This window comes from Thioclava sp. IC9 (assembly GCF_002213225.1).
In the GTDB taxonomy this organism is placed as follows: Bacteria; Pseudomonadota; Alphaproteobacteria; order Rhodobacterales; family Rhodobacteraceae; genus Thioclava; species Thioclava nitratireducens.
In genome coordinates this window covers 31,869-49,349 of record NZ_NBNX01000006.1, presented here as the reverse complement: position 1 = coordinate 49,349, position 17,481 = coordinate 31,869, and the positions used below count along the sequence as shown (strand labels likewise).

Annotated in this window: 17 protein-coding genes; 11 read left to right on the top strand and 6 right to left on the bottom strand. The window is 65.8% G+C overall.

Going from position 1 to position 17,481, the window contains the following annotated elements; genetic code table 11:
- The first annotated feature begins 83 nt into the window (after positions 1-83).
- The 4 genes from purL to grxD all read left to right on the top strand — a co-directional run bounded on the left by purL (position 84) and on the right by grxD (position 4,065).
- Positions 84-2,246, top strand: a complete 2,163-nt coding sequence (purL, locus tag B6V76_RS15310) for a phosphoribosylformylglycinamidine synthase subunit PurL (RefSeq protein WP_088720444.1) — start codon at positions 84-86, stop codon at positions 2,244-2,246.
- Positions 2,247-2,347: 101 nt separating this feature from the next.
- Positions 2,348-3,340 (top strand): FUSC family protein, encoded by a 993-nt coding sequence (locus B6V76_RS15305; protein WP_166504612.1) that lies wholly within the window; start codon positions 2,348-2,350, stop codon positions 3,338-3,340.
- An 80-nt stretch (positions 3,341-3,420) separates the two neighbouring features.
- Positions 3,421-3,663 (top strand): BolA family transcriptional regulator, encoded by a 243-nt coding sequence (locus B6V76_RS15300; RefSeq protein ID WP_075775791.1) that lies wholly within the window; start codon positions 3,421-3,423, stop codon positions 3,661-3,663.
- A 42-nt stretch (positions 3,664-3,705) separates the two neighbouring features.
- Positions 3,706-4,065: a Grx4 family monothiol glutaredoxin gene (gene grxD / locus B6V76_RS15295; RefSeq protein ID WP_075775790.1), complete on the top strand. Its 360-nt coding sequence runs from the start codon at positions 3,706-3,708 to the stop codon at positions 4,063-4,065.
- A 101-nt stretch (positions 4,066-4,166) separates the two neighbouring features.
- Here the strand turns inward: grxD and B6V76_RS15290 are convergent, their stop codons facing one another.
- The 3 genes from B6V76_RS15290 to B6V76_RS15280 all read right to left on the bottom strand — a co-directional run bounded on the left by B6V76_RS15290 (position 4,167) and on the right by B6V76_RS15280 (position 5,446).
- Positions 4,167-4,790: a DUF1523 family protein gene (locus B6V76_RS15290; protein ID WP_088727852.1), complete on the bottom strand. Its 624-nt coding sequence runs from the start codon at positions 4,788-4,790 to the stop codon at positions 4,167-4,169.
- Positions 4,791-4,797: 7 nt separating this feature from the next.
- Positions 4,798-5,076 (bottom strand): hypothetical protein, encoded by a 279-nt coding sequence (locus B6V76_RS15285; protein ID WP_077701075.1) that lies wholly within the window; start codon positions 5,074-5,076, stop codon positions 4,798-4,800.
- Positions 5,077-5,137: 61 nt separating this feature from the next.
- Positions 5,138-5,446, bottom strand: coding sequence for a hypothetical protein (locus B6V76_RS15280; RefSeq protein WP_075775788.1), 309 nt, complete (start codon positions 5,444-5,446; stop codon positions 5,138-5,140).
- Between the two features lie 116 nt (positions 5,447-5,562).
- On the opposite strand from B6V76_RS15280, the gene B6V76_RS15275 reads away from it, so the two are divergent.
- Complete coding sequence (locus B6V76_RS15275; protein ID WP_088727851.1) at positions 5,563-6,843, top strand: acetylornithine deacetylase/succinyl-diaminopimelate desuccinylase family protein; 1,281 nt, start codon at positions 5,563-5,565, stop codon at positions 6,841-6,843.
- Positions 6,844-6,980: 137 nt separating this feature from the next.
- On the opposite strand, the gene panC is transcribed toward B6V76_RS15275, so the two are convergent.
- The 3 genes from panC to B6V76_RS15260 all read right to left on the bottom strand — a co-directional run bounded on the left by panC (position 6,981) and on the right by B6V76_RS15260 (position 9,768).
- Entirely contained in the window at positions 6,981-7,820 is an 840-nt protein-coding gene (gene panC, locus B6V76_RS15270) for a pantoate--beta-alanine ligase (protein ID WP_075775786.1), read from the bottom strand.
- Entirely contained in the window at positions 7,817-8,641 is an 825-nt protein-coding gene (gene panB, locus B6V76_RS15265; protein ID WP_075775785.1) for a 3-methyl-2-oxobutanoate hydroxymethyltransferase, read from the bottom strand. Before panB ends, panC begins: the two co-directional genes overlap by 4 nt.
- Before the next feature lie 194 nt (positions 8,642-8,835).
- Positions 8,836-9,768 carry a L,D-transpeptidase gene (locus tag B6V76_RS15260; RefSeq protein ID WP_341865719.1) on the bottom strand — a complete coding sequence of 311 codons (933 nt, stop codon included), beginning with the start codon at positions 9,766-9,768 and terminating at the stop codon, positions 8,836-8,838.
- Positions 9,769-9,966: 198 nt separating this feature from the next.
- Between B6V76_RS15260 and B6V76_RS15255 the strand changes: the two genes are divergently transcribed.
- The 6 genes from B6V76_RS15255 to B6V76_RS15230 all read left to right on the top strand — a co-directional run bounded on the left by B6V76_RS15255 (position 9,967) and on the right by B6V76_RS15230 (position 17,421).
- Complete coding sequence (locus tag B6V76_RS15255) at positions 9,967-11,412, top strand: aldehyde dehydrogenase family protein (RefSeq protein WP_088727850.1); 1,446 nt, start codon at positions 9,967-9,969, stop codon at positions 11,410-11,412.
- Between the two features lie 171 nt (positions 11,413-11,583).
- Positions 11,584-12,324 (top strand): SDR family oxidoreductase, encoded by a 741-nt coding sequence (locus tag B6V76_RS15250; RefSeq protein WP_088727849.1) that lies wholly within the window; start codon positions 11,584-11,586, stop codon positions 12,322-12,324.
- Positions 12,325-12,387: 63 nt separating this feature from the next.
- Positions 12,388-13,398, top strand: coding sequence for a P1 family peptidase (locus tag B6V76_RS15245; protein ID WP_088727848.1), 1,011 nt, complete (start codon positions 12,388-12,390; stop codon positions 13,396-13,398).
- Between the two features lie 33 nt (positions 13,399-13,431).
- A complete protein-coding gene (locus B6V76_RS15240) occupies positions 13,432-14,910 on the top strand; it encodes an NAD-dependent succinate-semialdehyde dehydrogenase (RefSeq protein ID WP_088720453.1) in 1,479 nt (492 codons plus the stop codon).
- A 112-nt stretch (positions 14,911-15,022) separates the two neighbouring features.
- On the top strand, positions 15,023-16,426 hold the full coding sequence (locus B6V76_RS15235; RefSeq protein ID WP_088727946.1) for a YcjX family protein: 1,404 nt from the start codon (positions 15,023-15,025) through the stop codon (positions 16,424-16,426).
- Positions 16,423-17,421 (top strand): TIGR01620 family protein, encoded by a 999-nt coding sequence (locus B6V76_RS15230; RefSeq protein WP_240497876.1) that lies wholly within the window; start codon positions 16,423-16,425, stop codon positions 17,419-17,421. The genes B6V76_RS15235 and B6V76_RS15230 overlap by 4 nt, the downstream gene beginning before the upstream one ends.
- Positions 17,422-17,481: the final 60 nt, after the last annotated feature.

Sequence of the window (17,481 nt, the reverse complement as noted above, 5' to 3'; positions counted from 1 at the left end):
TCTTTCCGCAACGTCCGGCCTCTCTTTTCCCCCTGCACATATTGGCCTAATAGGGGCGGCGAAGCCGATGCCGGAGGATCCTCATGAACGAGCCGCAGATCACGCCTGATCTCATCGCAGCCCATGGCCTGAAACCCGACGAGTACGACCGGATCCTCGAGATCATCGGACGCGAGCCGACTTTCACCGAACTCGGGATCTTCTCGGCGATGTGGAACGAGCATTGCTCCTACAAGTCGTCGAAGAAATGGCTGCGCACGCTGCACACCAAGGGCGATCAGGTCATCTGTGGTCCGGGCGAGAATGCGGGTGTCGTCGATATTGGCGACGGGCAGGCCGTGGTCTTCAAAATGGAGAGCCACAACCACCCCTCCTACATCGAACCGCACCAAGGCGCCGCGACTGGCGTCGGCGGCATCCTGCGCGATGTGTTCACCATGGGCGCGCGTCCGGTGGCCGCAATGGACAGCCTGAGCTTCGGTATGCCCGACCACCCGAAAACCTCCCATGTCGTCAAAGGCGTGGTCGAGGGCGTGGGCAGCTACGGTAACTGCTTCGGCGTTCCGAATGTGGGCGGCGAAGTGCGTTTCCATCCCTCCTATAACGGCAACTGCCTCGTGAACGCCTTCGCGGCGGGCTTGGCCGATGCTGACAAGATCTTCTACTCCGCCGCGTCCGGCATCGGCATGCCGGTCGTCTACCTCGGTGCGAAGACGGGTCGCGACGGCGTCGGCGGCGCGACGATGGCCTCGGCCGAGTTCGACGACACGATCGAGGAAAAGCGCCCCACCGTTCAGGTCGGCGACCCCTTTACCGAGAAATGCCTGCTGGAGGCCTGCCTCGAGCTGATGCAGACCGGCGCGGTGATCTCGATTCAGGACATGGGGGCCGCGGGCCTGACCTGTTCTGCGGTCGAGATGGGCGACAAGGGCGGCCTCGGTGTACAGCTCAACCTCGACGCGGTGCCGCAGCGCGAAGCCGCGATGACCGCCTACGAGATGATGCTGTCGGAGAGCCAGGAGCGGATGCTTATGGTCCTCAACCCCGAGAAGGAAGACATCGCCCGCGAGATCTTCGAGAAGTGGGATCTCGATTTCGCCATCGTCGGCGAGACCATCGCGGAAGACCGGTTCCTGATCGTGCATGGCAACGAGGTGAAAGCCGACGTGCCGCTGTCGAAACTGTCCTCGGAAGCGCCCGAATACGATCGTCCCTGGGTCGAGACGCCCGTCGCGACCGCGGGCGAAGCGCTGCCCGAGATCGGTGCTATCGATGCGCTCAAGAAACTGATCGGCTCGCCGAACTACGCGCACAAGTCTTGGGTCTATGAGCAATACGACACGCAGGTGATGGGCGACACGGTGCGCCGCCCGGGTCTCGGCGCAGGCGTCGTGCGCGTGCACGGCACCGACAAGGCGCTGGCCTTCACCGCCGACGTGACCCCACGCTACGTAAAGGCGAACCCGTTCGAGGGCGGCAAGCAGGCGGTGGCCGAAGCCTACCGCAACCTGACGGCCGTGGGCGCGAAACCCCTCGCCTCGACCGACAACCTGAACTTCGGCAACCCGGAGAAGCCGGAGATCATGGGCCAGTTCGTGGGTGCGATCAAAGGCATCGACGCCGCCGTACGCGCACTCGACATGCCGATCGTGTCGGGCAACGTCTCACTTTACAACGAGACCGACGGCACCGGCATCCTGCCAACCCCGACCATCGGCGCGGTCGGTCTGCTGAGCTCGCTCGACGAGTTGATCGCGGGCCTACCGACGGCGGGCGACGTGGCGATGGTGATCGGCGAAACCAAGGGCCATCTCGATCAATCCGCGCTCGCCTTCGAAGCCTTCGGGATCGAGTCGGGTGACGCGCCGGCAGTCGACCTCGACGTGGAGAAGCGCAATGGCGAGTTCCTCCGCGAGAACCGCGCGCTGGTCAAAGGCGCAAGCGATCTCTCGGACGGAGGCCTCGCGCTCGCGGCTTTCGAGATGGCGGAGGAAGCCGGTCTGGGTGTCACGCTTGAGGCTGGCGACATCGCGACGCTCTTCGGCGAGGATCAGGGGCGTTACCTCGTGGCCTGCTCCTTCGATCAGGCCGAGGCGCTGATGGTCGCCGCCCGCCGCGCCGAGGTGCCGCTTTACACCGTGGGTCGTTTCGGCGGGGACACGGTTAGCTTCGGCTCGGAGAGCGCCCCGCTGGAGGAGCTGTCGACCCTCTATCGCAGCGCGTTCAAAGCGGCGATCGACGCCTGAGTTCTGTGATCTGACGCAGAGCGGACATGCACGCCGGGCGGTTTCTTGCCGCCTGCGCACAGACTAGTATCGCCGCGACACACCGATTTCAGGTTCCCGCTTTGACCAGTTCCACCCTTGCCTATGCCGCCCGGCTGTTCCTCGCCGCGACGCTCGCCCTGACCGTTGCGCGGTTGCTCGGGCTGACCAATGTCTACTGGGCGGCGATGCCGGTCTGGGTGGTAATCCAGCCCCATCGCGAAGACATGGCGCTGCGCGCGGTGCTGCGGGTTGTGGGCACCTTGGTGGGGGCAGCAATCGGGATCGCCGCGCTTCGCTGGCTGCCAGTGCCGGGAATCGCGCTGACCGTGGCGCTGACGGCGGCCGTGGGCGTGGGGATCGCCTACCGGATCGGGACGCATTGGGCCTATGGCTTCACGCTGATGGCGATCACGGTCGGCGTTGTGGTGATGCCCGCGCTCGGTATGGGGGCGGAGGCAATCCCGCTCGCACTCGACCGGGTCGCCTGCACGCTTCTGGGCGTCATCTCGGTGACGGCGGTGAACTGGCTCTTCACGCCCGCCCGTCGCGCGCCGATGCCGCCGCGCCCGAACCCGCATTTTATCCAGCAGCTTTGGCTGCGCATGGCGGCGGTGGCGGCGCTCACGGGCGCGGCCACGCTGATCGACGCCCATTTCACCCACCCCGCTGCGACGGCAGCTGCATTGTCGGTGATCGTCTTCTCCTCGGTGCTGGGCTCCATGCCGAATCCGCGCCCCGCCGTGCGCTTCCTGGTGCCCGGCGTCGCGCTTGGCGTCCTCGCCGCCATCGCCTATCGCGGGCTGACCCACCTGTCGGGCGGCGATCAGACCGAGTTCCTGATACTCGCCTTCGCCTTCATCGCGGGCGGTGCGCTACTGCGCGCCCATCCCCGGACCACGCTGTTGGGGATCGACATCAACATGTGTTTCCTACTGGCCGGAGAAGTCGGCGCGCCGGGTCATTCCCTGCAAGTGACCGCCGCCGGAGCCGCCGCGATGTTCACCGGCAGCGTCGTCATCGCGGCGCTCATGTTCTACCTGTCGCGGCTGCACCCGCCAGCGGCCACCGCATAAGCTCGCACCGCCCCGCGCATCCCCTTGCAGCCAGCCGCCGCGCCACTTAAGTTTGCGGCAAAGGACGAGGAGCCCTATTTATGGCAATGGAAGCCCATGACATCGAAGCCCTGATCCGGGCCGAATTCCCCGATGCCAAGATCACGATCACTGATCTCGCCGGGGATGGAAATCATTGGGCAGCGGAGGTCATTGACGAGAGCTTCCGCGGCAAGAACCGAGTCCAGCAACAGCGCGCAGTCTATGCCGCGCTCAAAGGGGCGATGGACGGGCCGAACGGGGTGCTGCACGCGCTCGCACTGACCACCAAGGCGCCCGAGTGATTTCACACGCGTCCCGAGCCGGGACGGAGAAAGGATTAAGCGATGAACGCGCAAGACCAGATCGCCCAGCAAATCTCCGAGAATGACGTCGTTCTCTTCATGAAGGGCACCAAGGACATGCCGCAATGCGGGTTTTCGAGCCGCGTCGCGGGCGTGCTCAACTTCATGGGCGTGACCTACAAGGACGTCAACGTGCTGGCGGATCAGGACATCCGTCAGGGCATCAAGGACTATTCGGACTGGCCGACCATCCCGCAGCTCTACGTCAAAGGCGAGTTTGTCGGCGGCTGCGACATCATCACCGAGATGACCCTCTCGGGTGAACTGGATCAGCTCTTCGAGACCAAGGGCGTGAGCTTCAACAAGGAAGCTGCCGAGCAAATCCGCGCCGCCAACGCCTGAGCGCGGATCAAAGACCTATCGAAAGCCCCGCCAGTGGCGGGGCTTTCGCGTTTCAGCATCGGTCTGAGTTGGGTGCCGCCCGGCGGCCCTGAAACTCCGTCTCACTTGCGTCCGATGAAGCGGTCGAACCAACCCTTCGCACCTTCCTCGGCATCGTCCCAGGCTTCGCCCGCCTCCTCGAAAAGCGGATCGATCGAGCGCTGACGGAACTGCCGCCACATCGCGCGGATCGTCAGGACGATGATGACGAGCAGCGTCAGGATGATGATATTCGTCCAAGGGATAATGCGCGTATCGGGAGCGGGCACGACCTTCAGTCCGACCGCATTCGGAAAGATCGTCAGCCAGCGCGAGCGCCAGCCATAGCGCGTGACCGACACCCAGATCGGATCGGCCGAGGTCGAGATCAGCGACTCGGCCTGTGCCTGCAAATCCGAACTGTCGAGCTTGAAATAGGGCGGCCACCCCCAACCGGTATCCTCGTTGCGAAAGACCAGCGTCTTGCCGTTCGGGCGCACCGTGTTGATGAAGCGCACATCGCGGCTCGTGGCGTTCGCAGTGCCTACATCGGGCGCGGCCCAGAAGATCGAGTTCTCGCCGAAGTCGATCCGGCGCACCTCGGTGCCGACGATCCGCACGATGTCATGGCGTGGCAGGTTGTAATGCAGGAACACCGCGGCGAAGCCGATCACAACCAGCCAGAAGCCCCATTTCACGTAACGCATCGCACCCTCACCTGTAATTCATCAGATAGACAATCAGCCCGACCACGACGATCGGCAGGACATAGACCAGCCAGATCAGCTTGCGCAGCAGACTTTTCTCGTAGTCTCGCATCCCGGCCTCGACGTAAGCCTCGCGTGTGGTCTCGGCCCGACCCTCGGCTGCGGCCTCGTTCCAATCCTCTTCCAGCGCCTCGCGCCGGACCGACCGGGCATAGAGACGCACCAGCCAGAACAGGACCGTCAGTACGATCAGGCCGAATATCGCCAGTCGGATGAAGGCCAGCATCGCGCGCCCTCCTTGCCCCTCGCTGTCGCAAGCCTAGGCCGCAGCGGCGGGCTTGACCAGATCAGCCTTTGCGGCGCGCCATGCCGATCCGGATCAGCTTGATCACGATCGCGGAGGCCGCGACCGGGATCAGCGCCATCACGTAGGTCGCGGCGAACATCTGCCGCGGCACGTAGCCGTTCGAGCAGCTCGCCGTGTCAGAGAAGAAATGCAGCACGAAGCCCGCGCCGCAGGCGGTGCCGGTCATGTAGAAGGCAGGCACGATCATCGCCACAGGCACCAACGCCAGAAGCTTCGCCCAGTCGTATTTCGACAGCCACCCTCCGACCGCGATGCAGAGCACAAGCGCGAAGGCCAAGAACAGGTTCATCCGGTCCCTCCGTAGGATTTTGTCCCGCAATAGCGCGCGCCGTCCGCGAAAGCCACGTGTTTTCAGTCCAGCTGTTTTCGCTTGGCCCGCCGCGTCGAGCGGCGCTAGCCTTGGGTATGGACCTTGCCACTCGCCTCAAGACCGCCATCGATGCCCGCCGCGACGCGTTGATCGCGCTGACGCAGGCCTTGATCCGTATCCCGACGCTGAACCCGCCGGGGCGCAATTACCGCGAAATCTGCGGATATCTTGCCGAGCGTCTCTCCGAACGCGGGTTTGCGACCGAGATGATCCGCGCCCGTGGCGCGCCCGGCGACAGCGAGCCCTATCCGCGCTGGAACCTCGTCGCCCGCTTCGAGGGCGCGCGCCCCGGCGACTGCGTGCATTTCAATTCACATCACGACGTGGTCGAGATCGGCCATGGCTGGACCCGCGATCCGTTCGGCGCCGAGATCGACGGCGACCGCATCTACGGCCGCGGCGCCTGCGACATGAAGGGCGGGCTGGCGGCCTCGGTGATCGCTGCAGAGGCCTTCCTCGACACCTGCCCCGACTTCAGGGGCAGCATCGAGATTTCCGTCACTGCCGACGAGGAATCGGGCGGCTATGGCGGCGTGGCCTATCTGGCCGAGCAGGGCCGCTTCGATCCCGCCCGCGTGCAGCATGTCATCATCCCCGAGCCGCTGCACAAGGACCAGATCTGCCTCGGCCATCGCGGCGTCTGGTGGGCCGAAATCGAAACCCATGGCCGCATCGCGCATGGCTCGATGCCGTTTCTGGGCGACAGCGCGATCCGCCATATGAGCGCTGTTCTGAGCGAGATGGAGGAGACGCTCTACGCGCTCCTTCTGGGCAAGCAGACCGAGATGCCCGTGATCCCCGAAGGCGCGCGGGCCTCGACGCTGAACGTCAATTCGATCCATGGCGGCGCGCCGGAAGAGGAGGCCGATTACACCGGCCTGCCCACGCCTTGTGTCGCCGACCGCTGCCGAATCGTAATCGACCGCCGCTTTCTGATCGAGGAAGACCTTGCCGAGGTAAAGGCCGAGATTGCGGACCTGATGGAACGCGTGAGGGCGCAGCGTCCGAGCTTCCGATACGAAATCCGCGACCTGTTCGAGGTGCAGCCCACGATGACCGACAAGGGCGCGCCCATCGTGCGCTCCACCGCCGCTGCGATCGAGGCCGTGCTGGGCCGCGAGGCGGCGTATGTCGTCTCGCCCGGTACCTATGACCAGAAACACATCGACCGCATCGGCCGGCTGCAGAATTGCATCGCCTACGGGCCGGGCCTTCTGGAACTCGCCCATCAGCCCGACGAATGGGTCGGCATCGAGGATATGACCGACAGCGCGAAGGTCATGGCGCTGGTTCTGGCGGAACTGCTGGGTTCTTAGGGGCGCTGCCCCTCGGCGCGTGCCGCGCCTCACCCCGGGATATTTCAACCAAGGCGAAGCAGGATCACCCGGCCTTCGGGCTTGTCCAAGTATCCCGGGGGGCGACGTCGTCGCGGGGGCAGCGCCCCCTCGAGATATCAGACCGCGATATTGTCGATCAGACGCACATCGCCGAGCCAGATCGCGGCCAGCATCCGCGTCGGTTGCGACAGATCCGCCGCGGGCTTCAGCCCGTCGACCGTGCGCAGCTCGAGGTAATCGAGTTCCCCAAAGCCCGCTTCCTTCAACTCGGCTTTCGCATCGTTGAGCGCGCCTTCGACCGGCACGCCGTCGCGGATCTTCGCGGCCGCCTCCTGCATCACCTTATGCAGACGCGGCGCCAGTGCTCGCTCCCGAGCCGTCAGCCGCACATTGCGCGAGGACATTGCCAGACCGTCCTCTTCGCGGATGGTCGGGCAGCCGATGATGCGTATCGGCATGTTGAGATCGCGGGTAAGCTGCTGGACCACCTGCAATTGCTGCCAATCCTTCTCGCCGAAGAATGCGCGCCCCGCCTGCGTCATGCCGAAGAGCTTCGAGCAGACCGTCGCCACGCCATCGAAATGGCCCGGCCGGAAGGCGCCCTCGAGCGGCTCGGTGATACCCGACACGGACACGGTGGTAGAGAACCCGTCGGGATAGACCTCGTCCACACCGGGCGCGAAGAGCACGTCGACCCCTTCCGTTTCCAGAAGCGCCAGATCCTGTGCCTCGTCGCGCGGGTATTTGTCGAGATCCGAGGCATTGTTGAACTGCATCGGGTTCACGAAGACCGTCACGATCACGCGGTCCGATTGCTTGCGCGCGGCGCGGGCGAGACTGAGGTGGCCGTCATGCAGCGCGCCCATCGTCGGCACCACGCCGACCAGCATCCCCGAGCGTTTCCACGCCGCCACCTTGTCGCGCAGTTCAGCGGCCTTGCGGATCACCTGCGTCATTTTTTCACCTCATCGGCGAAGCTGTGCTCGGCTGCCGGGAAGCTGCGATCACGTACTTCGGCTGCGTAATCGGCGACGGCGGCTTCGGCTTCCTGACCGAGCTGGCCAAAACGCTTGACGAATTTCGGTTTGAAATCGGTGAAGAGGCCCAGCATGTCATCGACCACCAGCACCTGCCCGTCGCAGCCGGCACCCGCGCCGATGCCGACGGTGGGGATAGCGACCATCGCGGTGATCTCATCGGCCAGCCCCTGCGGCACTTTTTCCAGCACCACCGAGAATGCCCCCGCGTCGGCAACCGCCTTCGCATCCTTGACCAGACGCGCCCGGCTGTCGCCGCGGCCCTGCACCTTGTAGCCACCCAGCGTGTTCACCGATTGCGGGGTCAGCCCGATATGGGCCTGCACCGGGATACCGCGCGCGGTCAGGAAAGCGATGGTCTCGGCCATATGCGCGCCGCCTTCGAGTTTCACTGCCCCCGCGCCGGTCTCGGCCATCAGCCGCGACGCGTTGCGGAACGCCTGCGCCGGGCTTTCCTCGTAGGAGCCGAAGGGCATGTCGATCACCATCAGCGCGTTAGACAGACCGCGCGCCACGGCCTTGCCGTGGAGGATCATCATTTCCATGGTGACGCCCAGCGTCGAAGGGAGTCCGTGGAGCACCATGCCCACCGAGTCGCCGACCAGCACGAGATCGCAATGGCTGTCGACCAGCTTCGCAATCGGCGTGGTGTAGGCGGTCAGGCAAACGATCGGCGCGCCGCCCTTCATCGCGAGAATATCTGCGGGCATCTTCTGCCGCGTGGTTCCGGTGACGCTCATGGCATCCTCCTGATCTGCTTGCGCGCGAGTCCTAGCGTCACCCGGCCCGCAAGGAAAGACGTGAACGCGCAAACGCTGCGACATCGGGCGCGTCGCGCATGATTTTGCCCCGCTCGCAAAAAGACCGAGCCCCCATGAAAAACGGCGCGAGGTTGCCCCACGCGCCGCAAATTTCTTGTCCAAGATCGGTTCGATCAGTTGTTGCTATCGACACAGGTGCCGGTGCCGGAATAGCCGCAATCGACAGTGGAGTTGGCATTCTCTCCCGAGCCGCCGACCTCTTGGGCCATCGCGACCGAAGCCTGGTGCTGTTCCTCTTCGACTTTCTTCTGATCGGGAATCCGGCCCGCTTTCCACGCGGCCTCGTCTTCGTTGATCGCCACCTGATTATAGGCGGAGACCACGTAGCCCGAATGCAGCTGCACCACGGGCCCTTCCATCTCGAGGCTTTCGGCGCGGCTGCGAACCTTCACCGGCGTGCCCTTCGGCACTTTCGAGAACAGGTCGATGATGTCCTGGTTGAAGAGGCGGATACAGCCGGCCGAGGTGGCACGACCGATCGAGGACGGGTCCATCGTGCCGTGAATCCGGTAATAGGTATCGCGGTTGCCCTGGTAAAGATAAAGCGCGCGCGCCCCCAGCGGGTTGTCCAGACCGCCCGGCAGACCGTCTTTCAGCGGCCCGTAGAGGTCGGGATCTTCCTGGATCATGTTCTGGGTCGGCGTCCAGCTCGGATATTCCTGCTTGCGCTCGATCGTGGCGCTGCCCGAGAAAGTCTTGCCATCGCGGCCCACGGCGATGCCGTAGCGCTCTGCCTTGCCCGGCTCGGTGATGTAGTAGAGGAAGCGCGCATAAGGATCGACGACGATCGTCCCGACGGCCTCGGGCCCGTGATAGGGCACGATCTGACGGCGGTTGCGCTCAACCAAATACTTCGGGTTGATCGCCGGGATGGTTTTCCCGTCATCTTCGCGCGCCTGATATTCCGAGGGCACGGCCTTCGTCGACTGGGTCGGTTGCGCGTAGCGCTGTTCCGGCGCACTCGCGCAGGCAGCCAAGATGCCAGCCAGCCCGAAGAGCATGGCCGGTCGGATCGCGCGTTTGAGCGTCGAATAACTCGCGGTCACTTGCAATATTCCTGTCTCTTTTTCGGTGGGCCTTGTGCCCGGTTCCGTCATTCAAGGGGCTAAATAGGGGAAAGTTCCCTCCACTCACACTCACATGAATGTGATCAGGGCGACTCCGGCAGATTCCTGCCCCCTTGATTTTCCGCGCGTGCAAGCGGAGCGTGCTGCGAAATCGCGTGACAAGAGGAGGTGCCGCGCATGAGTTTGCCGCTTTGGTTCGATCCCGAGGAGATACTGATCGGAGGCGTCTGGCACAAGACCAATGCGCGCCTGCAAGTGGAATGCCCGTCCGATGGGCGCGAAATCGCGCAGATCGCCCGCGGCGGCTCGGAGGAGATCGACGCGGCGGTCGAGGCCGCGCAGGCCGCGCTTGCGGGCGAATGGGGGCAGTTGAGCGCGGCGGAACGCGGGCGGTTCCTGCTGAAGATGTCGGGGCTCGTGCTGGCCCATGCCGAGGATCTCGCGGTGATCGAGGCGCTCGATGTCGGCAAACCACTGACGCAGGCACGGGCCGATGTGGCGGCGCTCGCGCGCTATCTCGAATTCTACGGCGGCGCCGCCGACAAGGTGATGGGCGAGACGATCCCCTATCTCAACGGCTACACCGCCTACACGCTGCGCGAGCCGCATGGTGTGACTGCGCATATCGTGCCGTGGAACTACCCGATGCAGATCATCGGCCGCTCGGTCGGGGCCGCGCTGGCGATGGGCAACGCGGCGGTCGTGAAACCCGCCGAGGAAGCCTCGCTCACCGCGCTGGCCTTCGGACGGATCGCGCAAGAAGCCGGAATGCCAGCCGGGGCGCTCAATATCGTGCCCGGTCTGGGCGAAGAAGCCGGCGCCGCGCTCTCGGCCCATCCGGGGATCGACCACATCTCCTTCACCGGATCGGTCGCGGTGGGCCAGCGCATCCAAGCTGCGGCGGCCACCAATGTCGTGCCCGTCACGCTGGAACTCGGTGGCAAATCCCCGCAGCTCGTCTTCGCCGATGCCGATCTCGACCGCGCGCTGCCCTTCCTCGTGAATGCTGGCATCCAGAACGCGGGCCAGACCTGCTCGGCCTCGTCGCGCATCCTCGTACAGCGCAGCCGCTACGACGAGGTTCTGGAAATGATGGCCGCACGCTATCGAAGCCTCGTCGCGGGACCCGCGCTTGGCGATCACGACCTCGGCCCGCTGATCTCGGCGCGGCAGAAGGAGATCGTCGAGGGCTACCTCGCGCTCGCGTCCGACCTCACCATCGCGGCCCGAGGCCGGATCGCCGAGGACGCCCCGGCGAGCGGCCATTACGTCGCGCCGACCCTGATCGGTGGCGGCCACGGCGCACATCGGCTTGCGCAGGAGGAAATCTTCGGCCCGACGCAGATCGTCATCCCCTTCGAGGACGAGGAAGAGGCCGTCGCCATCGCGAACGGCACAGAATACGGGCTCGTCGCCTCGGTCTGGTCGGAGAATGGCGGGCGGACGATGCGGCTCGCCCGCCGCCTGCGCGCGGGACAGGTCTTCCTGAACAATTATGGCGCAGGTGGCGGCGTGGAGCTTCCCTTCGGTGGCGTCGGCAAATCCGGCCACGGGCGCGAGAAAGGGTTCGAGGCGCTCTATGGCTTCTCCGTCCTGAAAACCGTCGCCGCCTGGCATGGCTGAGGGTTTCGGCTTGGCGGAAATACCCCGGGGGGTGAGGCGGGATCAGCGGCCTTCCGGTGGAAGGACGCCCCGACGAACGCCCGAAGCGCAAGCGAAGGGCCGGAACCGGGGCAGAGCCCCCTTGCACCCGATGTGTCCTGCGACAACAGTAGGCCCCGAGGAGGAGGAGAGATGAGACTGGAAGGCAAAAGCGCGATCGTCACCGGCGCGGGCTCGGGCTTCGGGGCGGGGATCGCGCGCCGCTTCGCCGCCGAGGGCGCGCGTGTACTGGTCGCGGATCTCAACGCGGAGGCCGCACAGGCCATTGCGGACGAAACCGGCGGCGTGGCCTGCACCGTGGATGTCAGCCGCGATGCGGATGTTGCTGCCATGGCGGAGGCCGCACGCGAGGCCTTCGGTCAGACCGACATTCTGGTGAACAACGCCGGGACCACTCATCTGCCGAAGCCGATGGAGGACGTGAGCGAGGAAGAATTCGATCGCATCCTGAGGGTGAACGCGAAATCGGTCTACCTGACGGCGCGCCATATCGTGCCGGAGATGAAGGCGCGCGGCGCGGGCGCGATCCTGAACGTGGCCTCCACCGCCGGCGTCAGTCCGCGGCCCAATCTAAGTTGGTACAACGCCTCGAAGGGCTGGATGATCACAGCCACCCGCGCGATGGCGGTCGAGCTGGCGCCGTCCGGCGTGCGGGTCAACGCGATCAACCCGGTCGCCGGAGAGACCCCGCTCCTGAAGAGCTTCATGGGTGAGGACACACCGGAGATTCGTGCGAAGTTTCTCTCCACCATCCCGCTCGGGCGGTTTTCGACCCCCGAAGATATGGCGAATGCAGCGCTGTTCCTGTGCTCGGACGAGGCGAGCATGATCACCGGCGTCGCGCTGGAAGTGGATGGCGGGCGCTGTATCTGAGAACAGCGGTTTGACTTGGGGGCGTTGCCCCCAAAACCCCAGGATATTTGGACCAAGAGGAAGATGAAGGCAGGGCCGAACAATCTGATCACCGATATCGCCGGGCTGCGCGTGGGCAATGCCGAAGATGCGGGCCTGCGCTCGGGCGTGAGCGTTCTGGTCGGCGAGCGCCCCTTCACGGCGGCGGTGCAGGTGATGGGCGGCGCCCCCGGGACGCGGGAGACCGATCTTCTTGCGCCGGACAAGCTGGTGCAGGAGGTCGATGCGCTTGTGCTCTCGGGCGGTTCGGCCTTCGGGCTTGGTGCCTGCGATGGGGTGATGGCGGGGCTGCGCGCGCAAGGCCGCGGTTTCGCGGTGGGCGATCAGCGCGTTCCGATCGTGCCCGGCGCGATCCTGTTCGATCTGCTCAATGGTGGCGACAAGAGTTGGGTCGACACGCCCTATCCCGGGCTCGGGCGCGCGGCGCTCCAGGCGGCTTCTGAGCGGTTCGAGATCGGCAGCGCCGGGGCGGGCTTCGGGGCGATGACCGGCACGGTGAAGGGCGGACTTGGCTCTGCCTCGGCCGTGCTGGAGAGCGGCTTCACGGTGGGGGCACTCGTAGCAGTGAATGCGCTCGGCTCGGCGACCGTCGGCGAGGGGCCGCATTTCTGGGCCGCGCCTTGGGAAATCGCGGGCGAATTCGGCGGGCTCGGTCCAGCGCCCCGGCACGATCCCGCCACCGAGCCCGAACCGACGAAACGCCAGGGCGAGGCCACCACCATCGCCATCGTCGCGACCGATGGAGCCCTCAGCCAAGCGCAGGCGCAGCGCATGGCCACCGCGGCCCATGACGGCATGGCGCGGGCCATCGTGCCCTCGCACACGCCGATGGACGGCGATCTGATCTTCGCCGCCGCGACCGGCGAGAAGCCCCTGCACGACCCGGTCCGCGACCCGTACCAGCTTGGCCATGCGGCGTCTTGCGTGCTTGCCCGGGCCATCGCCCGCGCCATCTATGAGGCCAAAGAACACCCCGGCGATCTGCAGCCCTGCTGGCGCAGCCGTTACGGAACATCCCACACCCCGGCGCATTGACCGGACGACCCATCCAGCCCTTCGGAGGACATCATGCTCGACGACAAGACCGACCTCAAATCCATCCTCAAGGATCCCTCGCTTCTGGTGACCAAGGCCCTCGTCGCGGGCGAATGGGTCGATGCCGATGACGGCACCACCTTCGAGGTGACCAACCCGGCGCGCGGCGACGTGATCTGCACCGTGCCCGATCTGGGCCGCGCCGAAACCGCCCGCGCCATCGCTGCCGCCGACGAGGCGATGAAGGACTGGGCGGCGCGCACCGGCAAGGAACGCGCGCAGATCATGCGCAAATGGTACGACCTGATGATGGAGAACCAGGACGATCTCGGCGCGATCCTCACCGCCGAGATGGGCAAGCCGCTGGCCGAGGCGAAGGGCGAGATCGCCTATGGCGCAGGCTTCATCGAGTGGTTCGGCGAAGAGGCCAAGCGCGTCTACGGCGAGACGATCCCGGGCCATCAGCGCGACAAGCGGATCACCGTGATCAAGCAGCCGATCGGGGTCGCCGCCTCGATCACGCCGTGGAACTTTCCCAACGCGATGATCGCGCGCAAGGCGGGCCCGGCGCTTGCCGTGGGCTGCGGCTTCGTCTGCCGCCCGGCCTCGGAGACGCCGCTCTCGGCGCTGGCGATGGCGGTGCTGGGCGAACGGGCGGGCCTGCCCAAAGGCATACTCTCGGTCATCACCTCCGCGAAAGCCTCCGATATCGGCAAGGAATTCTGCGAGAACCACACCGTGCGCAAGCTGACCTTCACCGGCTCGACCGAGGTGGGCCGTATCCTGCTGCGTCAAGCGGCGGATCAGGTGATGAAATGCTCGATGGAGCTGGGCGGCAACGCGCCCTTCATCGTGTTCGACGACGCAGATCTCGATGCGGCGGTCGAAGGCGCGATGGCGTCGAAATTCCGCAATAACGGTCAGACCTGCGTCTGCGCCAACCGCATCTACGTCCAGTCCGGGGTCTATGACGCTTTCGCCGAGAAGCTGGCCAAGGCGGTCGAGAAGCTCAAGGTGGGCGATGGCCTGAAGGAAGGTGTCGAGGCCGGCCCGCTGATCAACGAGGACGCGGTCAAGAAGGTGCAGGAGCACATTCAGGACGTGCTCGACCACGGCGGCTCGATCGTCACCGGCGGCGCGCGTCACGAGATGGGAGGTACCTTCTTCCAGCCGACCGTGCTGACCGGGGTCACGCAGGAGGCCAAGGTATCGCATGAGGAGACCTTCGGCCCGGTCGCCCCGCTCTTCAAGTTCGAGACCGAGCAGGAGGCGATCGCCAAAGCCAATGACACGATCTTCGGCCTCGCGAGCTATTTCTACGCCCGCGATGTGGGCCGCATCACCCGCGTGCAGGAGGGTCTGGAATACGGGATCGTCGGCGTGAACACCGGCCTGATCTCGACCGAAGTCGCGCCCTTCGGCGGCGTGAAGCAATCCGGTCTGGGCCGCGAGGGGTCGCATCACGGCGTCGAGGACTATCTCGAGATGAAATATATCTGCCTCGCGGTCTGAGACCGAGCCGAGGCGGAAGGACAGTTCAGAGGGCGGGCCGCGTGTCCGCCCTCTCTTTCATTAATACTCACCGCTGCTTATCTTGTTCGTGAACGAGGACGAGGGGCAGGCTTTGGGCATTTCCGACATTGCGGACGGCATCACGCGCGGGATCGAAGGCATGGGCCAATCGGTCTCGGAAGCGCTGTTCGAACCGGTGATCCGGCTCGGCGTGACGGGGCTGTCGCGCGCCGGCAAGACCGTGTTCATCACTTCGCTGGTCGCGAACCTGCTGGACCGAGGGCGGATGCCTGCGCTGGGGTCCGCCTCCGACATCACCGCCGCCTATCTGCAGCCGCAGCCGGACGACACCGTGCCGCGCTTCGACTACGAGAGCCACCTTGCCGCGCTGACTGGCCCGTCACCGCATTGGCCGGACGGCACGCGCGCGGTCTCGGAGCTGCGCCTGTCCTTCCGCATCCAGCCGCGCGGGATACTGGGCGCGGTGCGCGGGCCGCGCGTCGTGCATCTCGACATCGTGGATTATCCCGGCGAATGGCTGCTCGATCTCGGGCTGATGGACAAGAGCTATGCCGAGTGGTCGGCCGAGGCGCTGGCGCGTCTGCCGAACCGTCCGCAAGGCGCGGAGTATCTGGCGCAGTCCGAAGCGACGGATGGCACGGCGGAGTTCACCGAGCCGCAGGCCAAGGCGCTGGCGGCGGGCTTCACCCGGTATCTGGTCGCGGCGCGCGATGCGGGGTTCTCCGATTGCACGCCGGGGCGCTTCCTGCTGCCCGGAGAGATGGCCGGATCGCCCGCGCTGACCTTCGCGCCGCTGCCCGCGGGCGACGCCCCACGCGGCTCGCTCCGGCGAGAGATGGAGCGGCGCTACGACGCCTATAAGCGTGAAGTGGTCCGCCCCTTCTTCCGCGACCATTTCGCCAAGATCGACCGGCAGGTGGTGCTGGTCGACGTACTGGGCGCGATCCATTCAGGGCCCGCCGCGCTCGACGATCTGCGGCAGGCGATGGCGGATATCCTGGCGGCCTTCCGCCCGGGGCGCGCGAGCTGGCTGACCTCGCTGATCGGCGGCAAACGGGTGGAGAGAATCCTCTTCGCCGCCACCAAGGCCGATCACCTGCATCACACCCAACACGCTCGCCTGACCGCGATCACCGGCGCACTGCTGCGCGAGGCCAGGGACCGCGCCGATTTCGCGGGAGCGAAGACGCTGGCCCTGTCGATCGCGGCCCTGCGCAGCACGACGGAAGAAACCCTCTCGCATGACGGGGCGGAGTTGCAGGCCGTGCGCGGCCGCTTGGAGAGCGGTAAATCGGTCGCGCTCTATCCCGGCGAATTGCCCGCCGACCCGGCGCAGCTTCTCTCGCCCGCCGCCCAAGGGGCCAGCGCATGGCTTGACGAAGACTATTCGATCATGAACTTCGCCCCGGCCCCGGTGATCCTGAGGCCCGGCGAAGGCCCGCCGCATATCCGGCTCGACCGCGCGGCCGATTTCCTGATCGGGGACAAGCTATGAAAAAACCGGTGATGATCGAGATCGAGGACGCGCCCTCGCCCGCCGAGGCCGCGCCGATCGAGGATATGCCGAGCGCGACCGAGGAACGGCTGGAAGGCCGCGCCATGCAGATCGCGACCCGCCTGGGGGCACGCCGCGCCTCGCCCATCGTGCGATTCTTCTGGCGCGCGACAGTGGCGCTGGTCGGTTTCCTGATTTCCGTCGCGCTCTGGCGCTTCATCGACGGGCTGTTCGCCACCCATCCGATCCTCGGCTGGATTGGCACCGCGCTGGTAGCGGCCTTCGCGCTTGGCGCGCTGCTGATCACGGCGCGCGAAATCGCCGCCTTCTCGCGGCTGGCGCGGCTCGACAAGGTCCACAAGGAAGTCTCGGAAGCGTTGAGCGCCGACGACCTAAGCCGCGCCCGCAAGGTGACGGCCCATGTCTCTGACCTCTATGCCGCGCGGCCCGAAATGGATTGGGCGCGCAAACGACTGGCCGAGCAAACGGGCGAAGTGCTCGACACCGACACGCTGATGGGGCTGGCAGAGACCGAGCTGATGGGACCGCTCGACGCCGCGGCCCGGCTGGAGATCGAGGCCGCGTCGCGCACCGTCGCCACGGTGACCGCCGTCGTGCCGCTTGCGCTGGCCGATGTGTTCACCGCGCTTACCGCAAACCTGCGGATGATCCGGCGCATCGCGGAAATCTATGGCGGGCGCTCGGGCACACTCGGCTCGGTTCGGCTGGCGCGGACTGTGATGACCCATCTCGTCGCGACCGGCGCGGTAGCGGCGGGCGACGATCTGATCGAGACCGTCACCGGCGGTCATCTGGTCTCGAAACTTTCGCGCCGCTTCGGCGAAGGCGTGATCAACGGCGCGCTGACCGCCCGCGTCGGCATCGCCGCGCTGGAGGTCTGCCGCCCGATGCCCTTCCGCAAACTGCAAAAGCCGCGCGTGACCAACCTGATCGGCCGGTCGCTGACGGGCGTGTTCGGGAAGAAAGGGGACTGATCCTCTTCCTCTTGACTTAAATATCCCGGGGGCTGGCGGTGCCAGCGGGGGCAGAGCCCC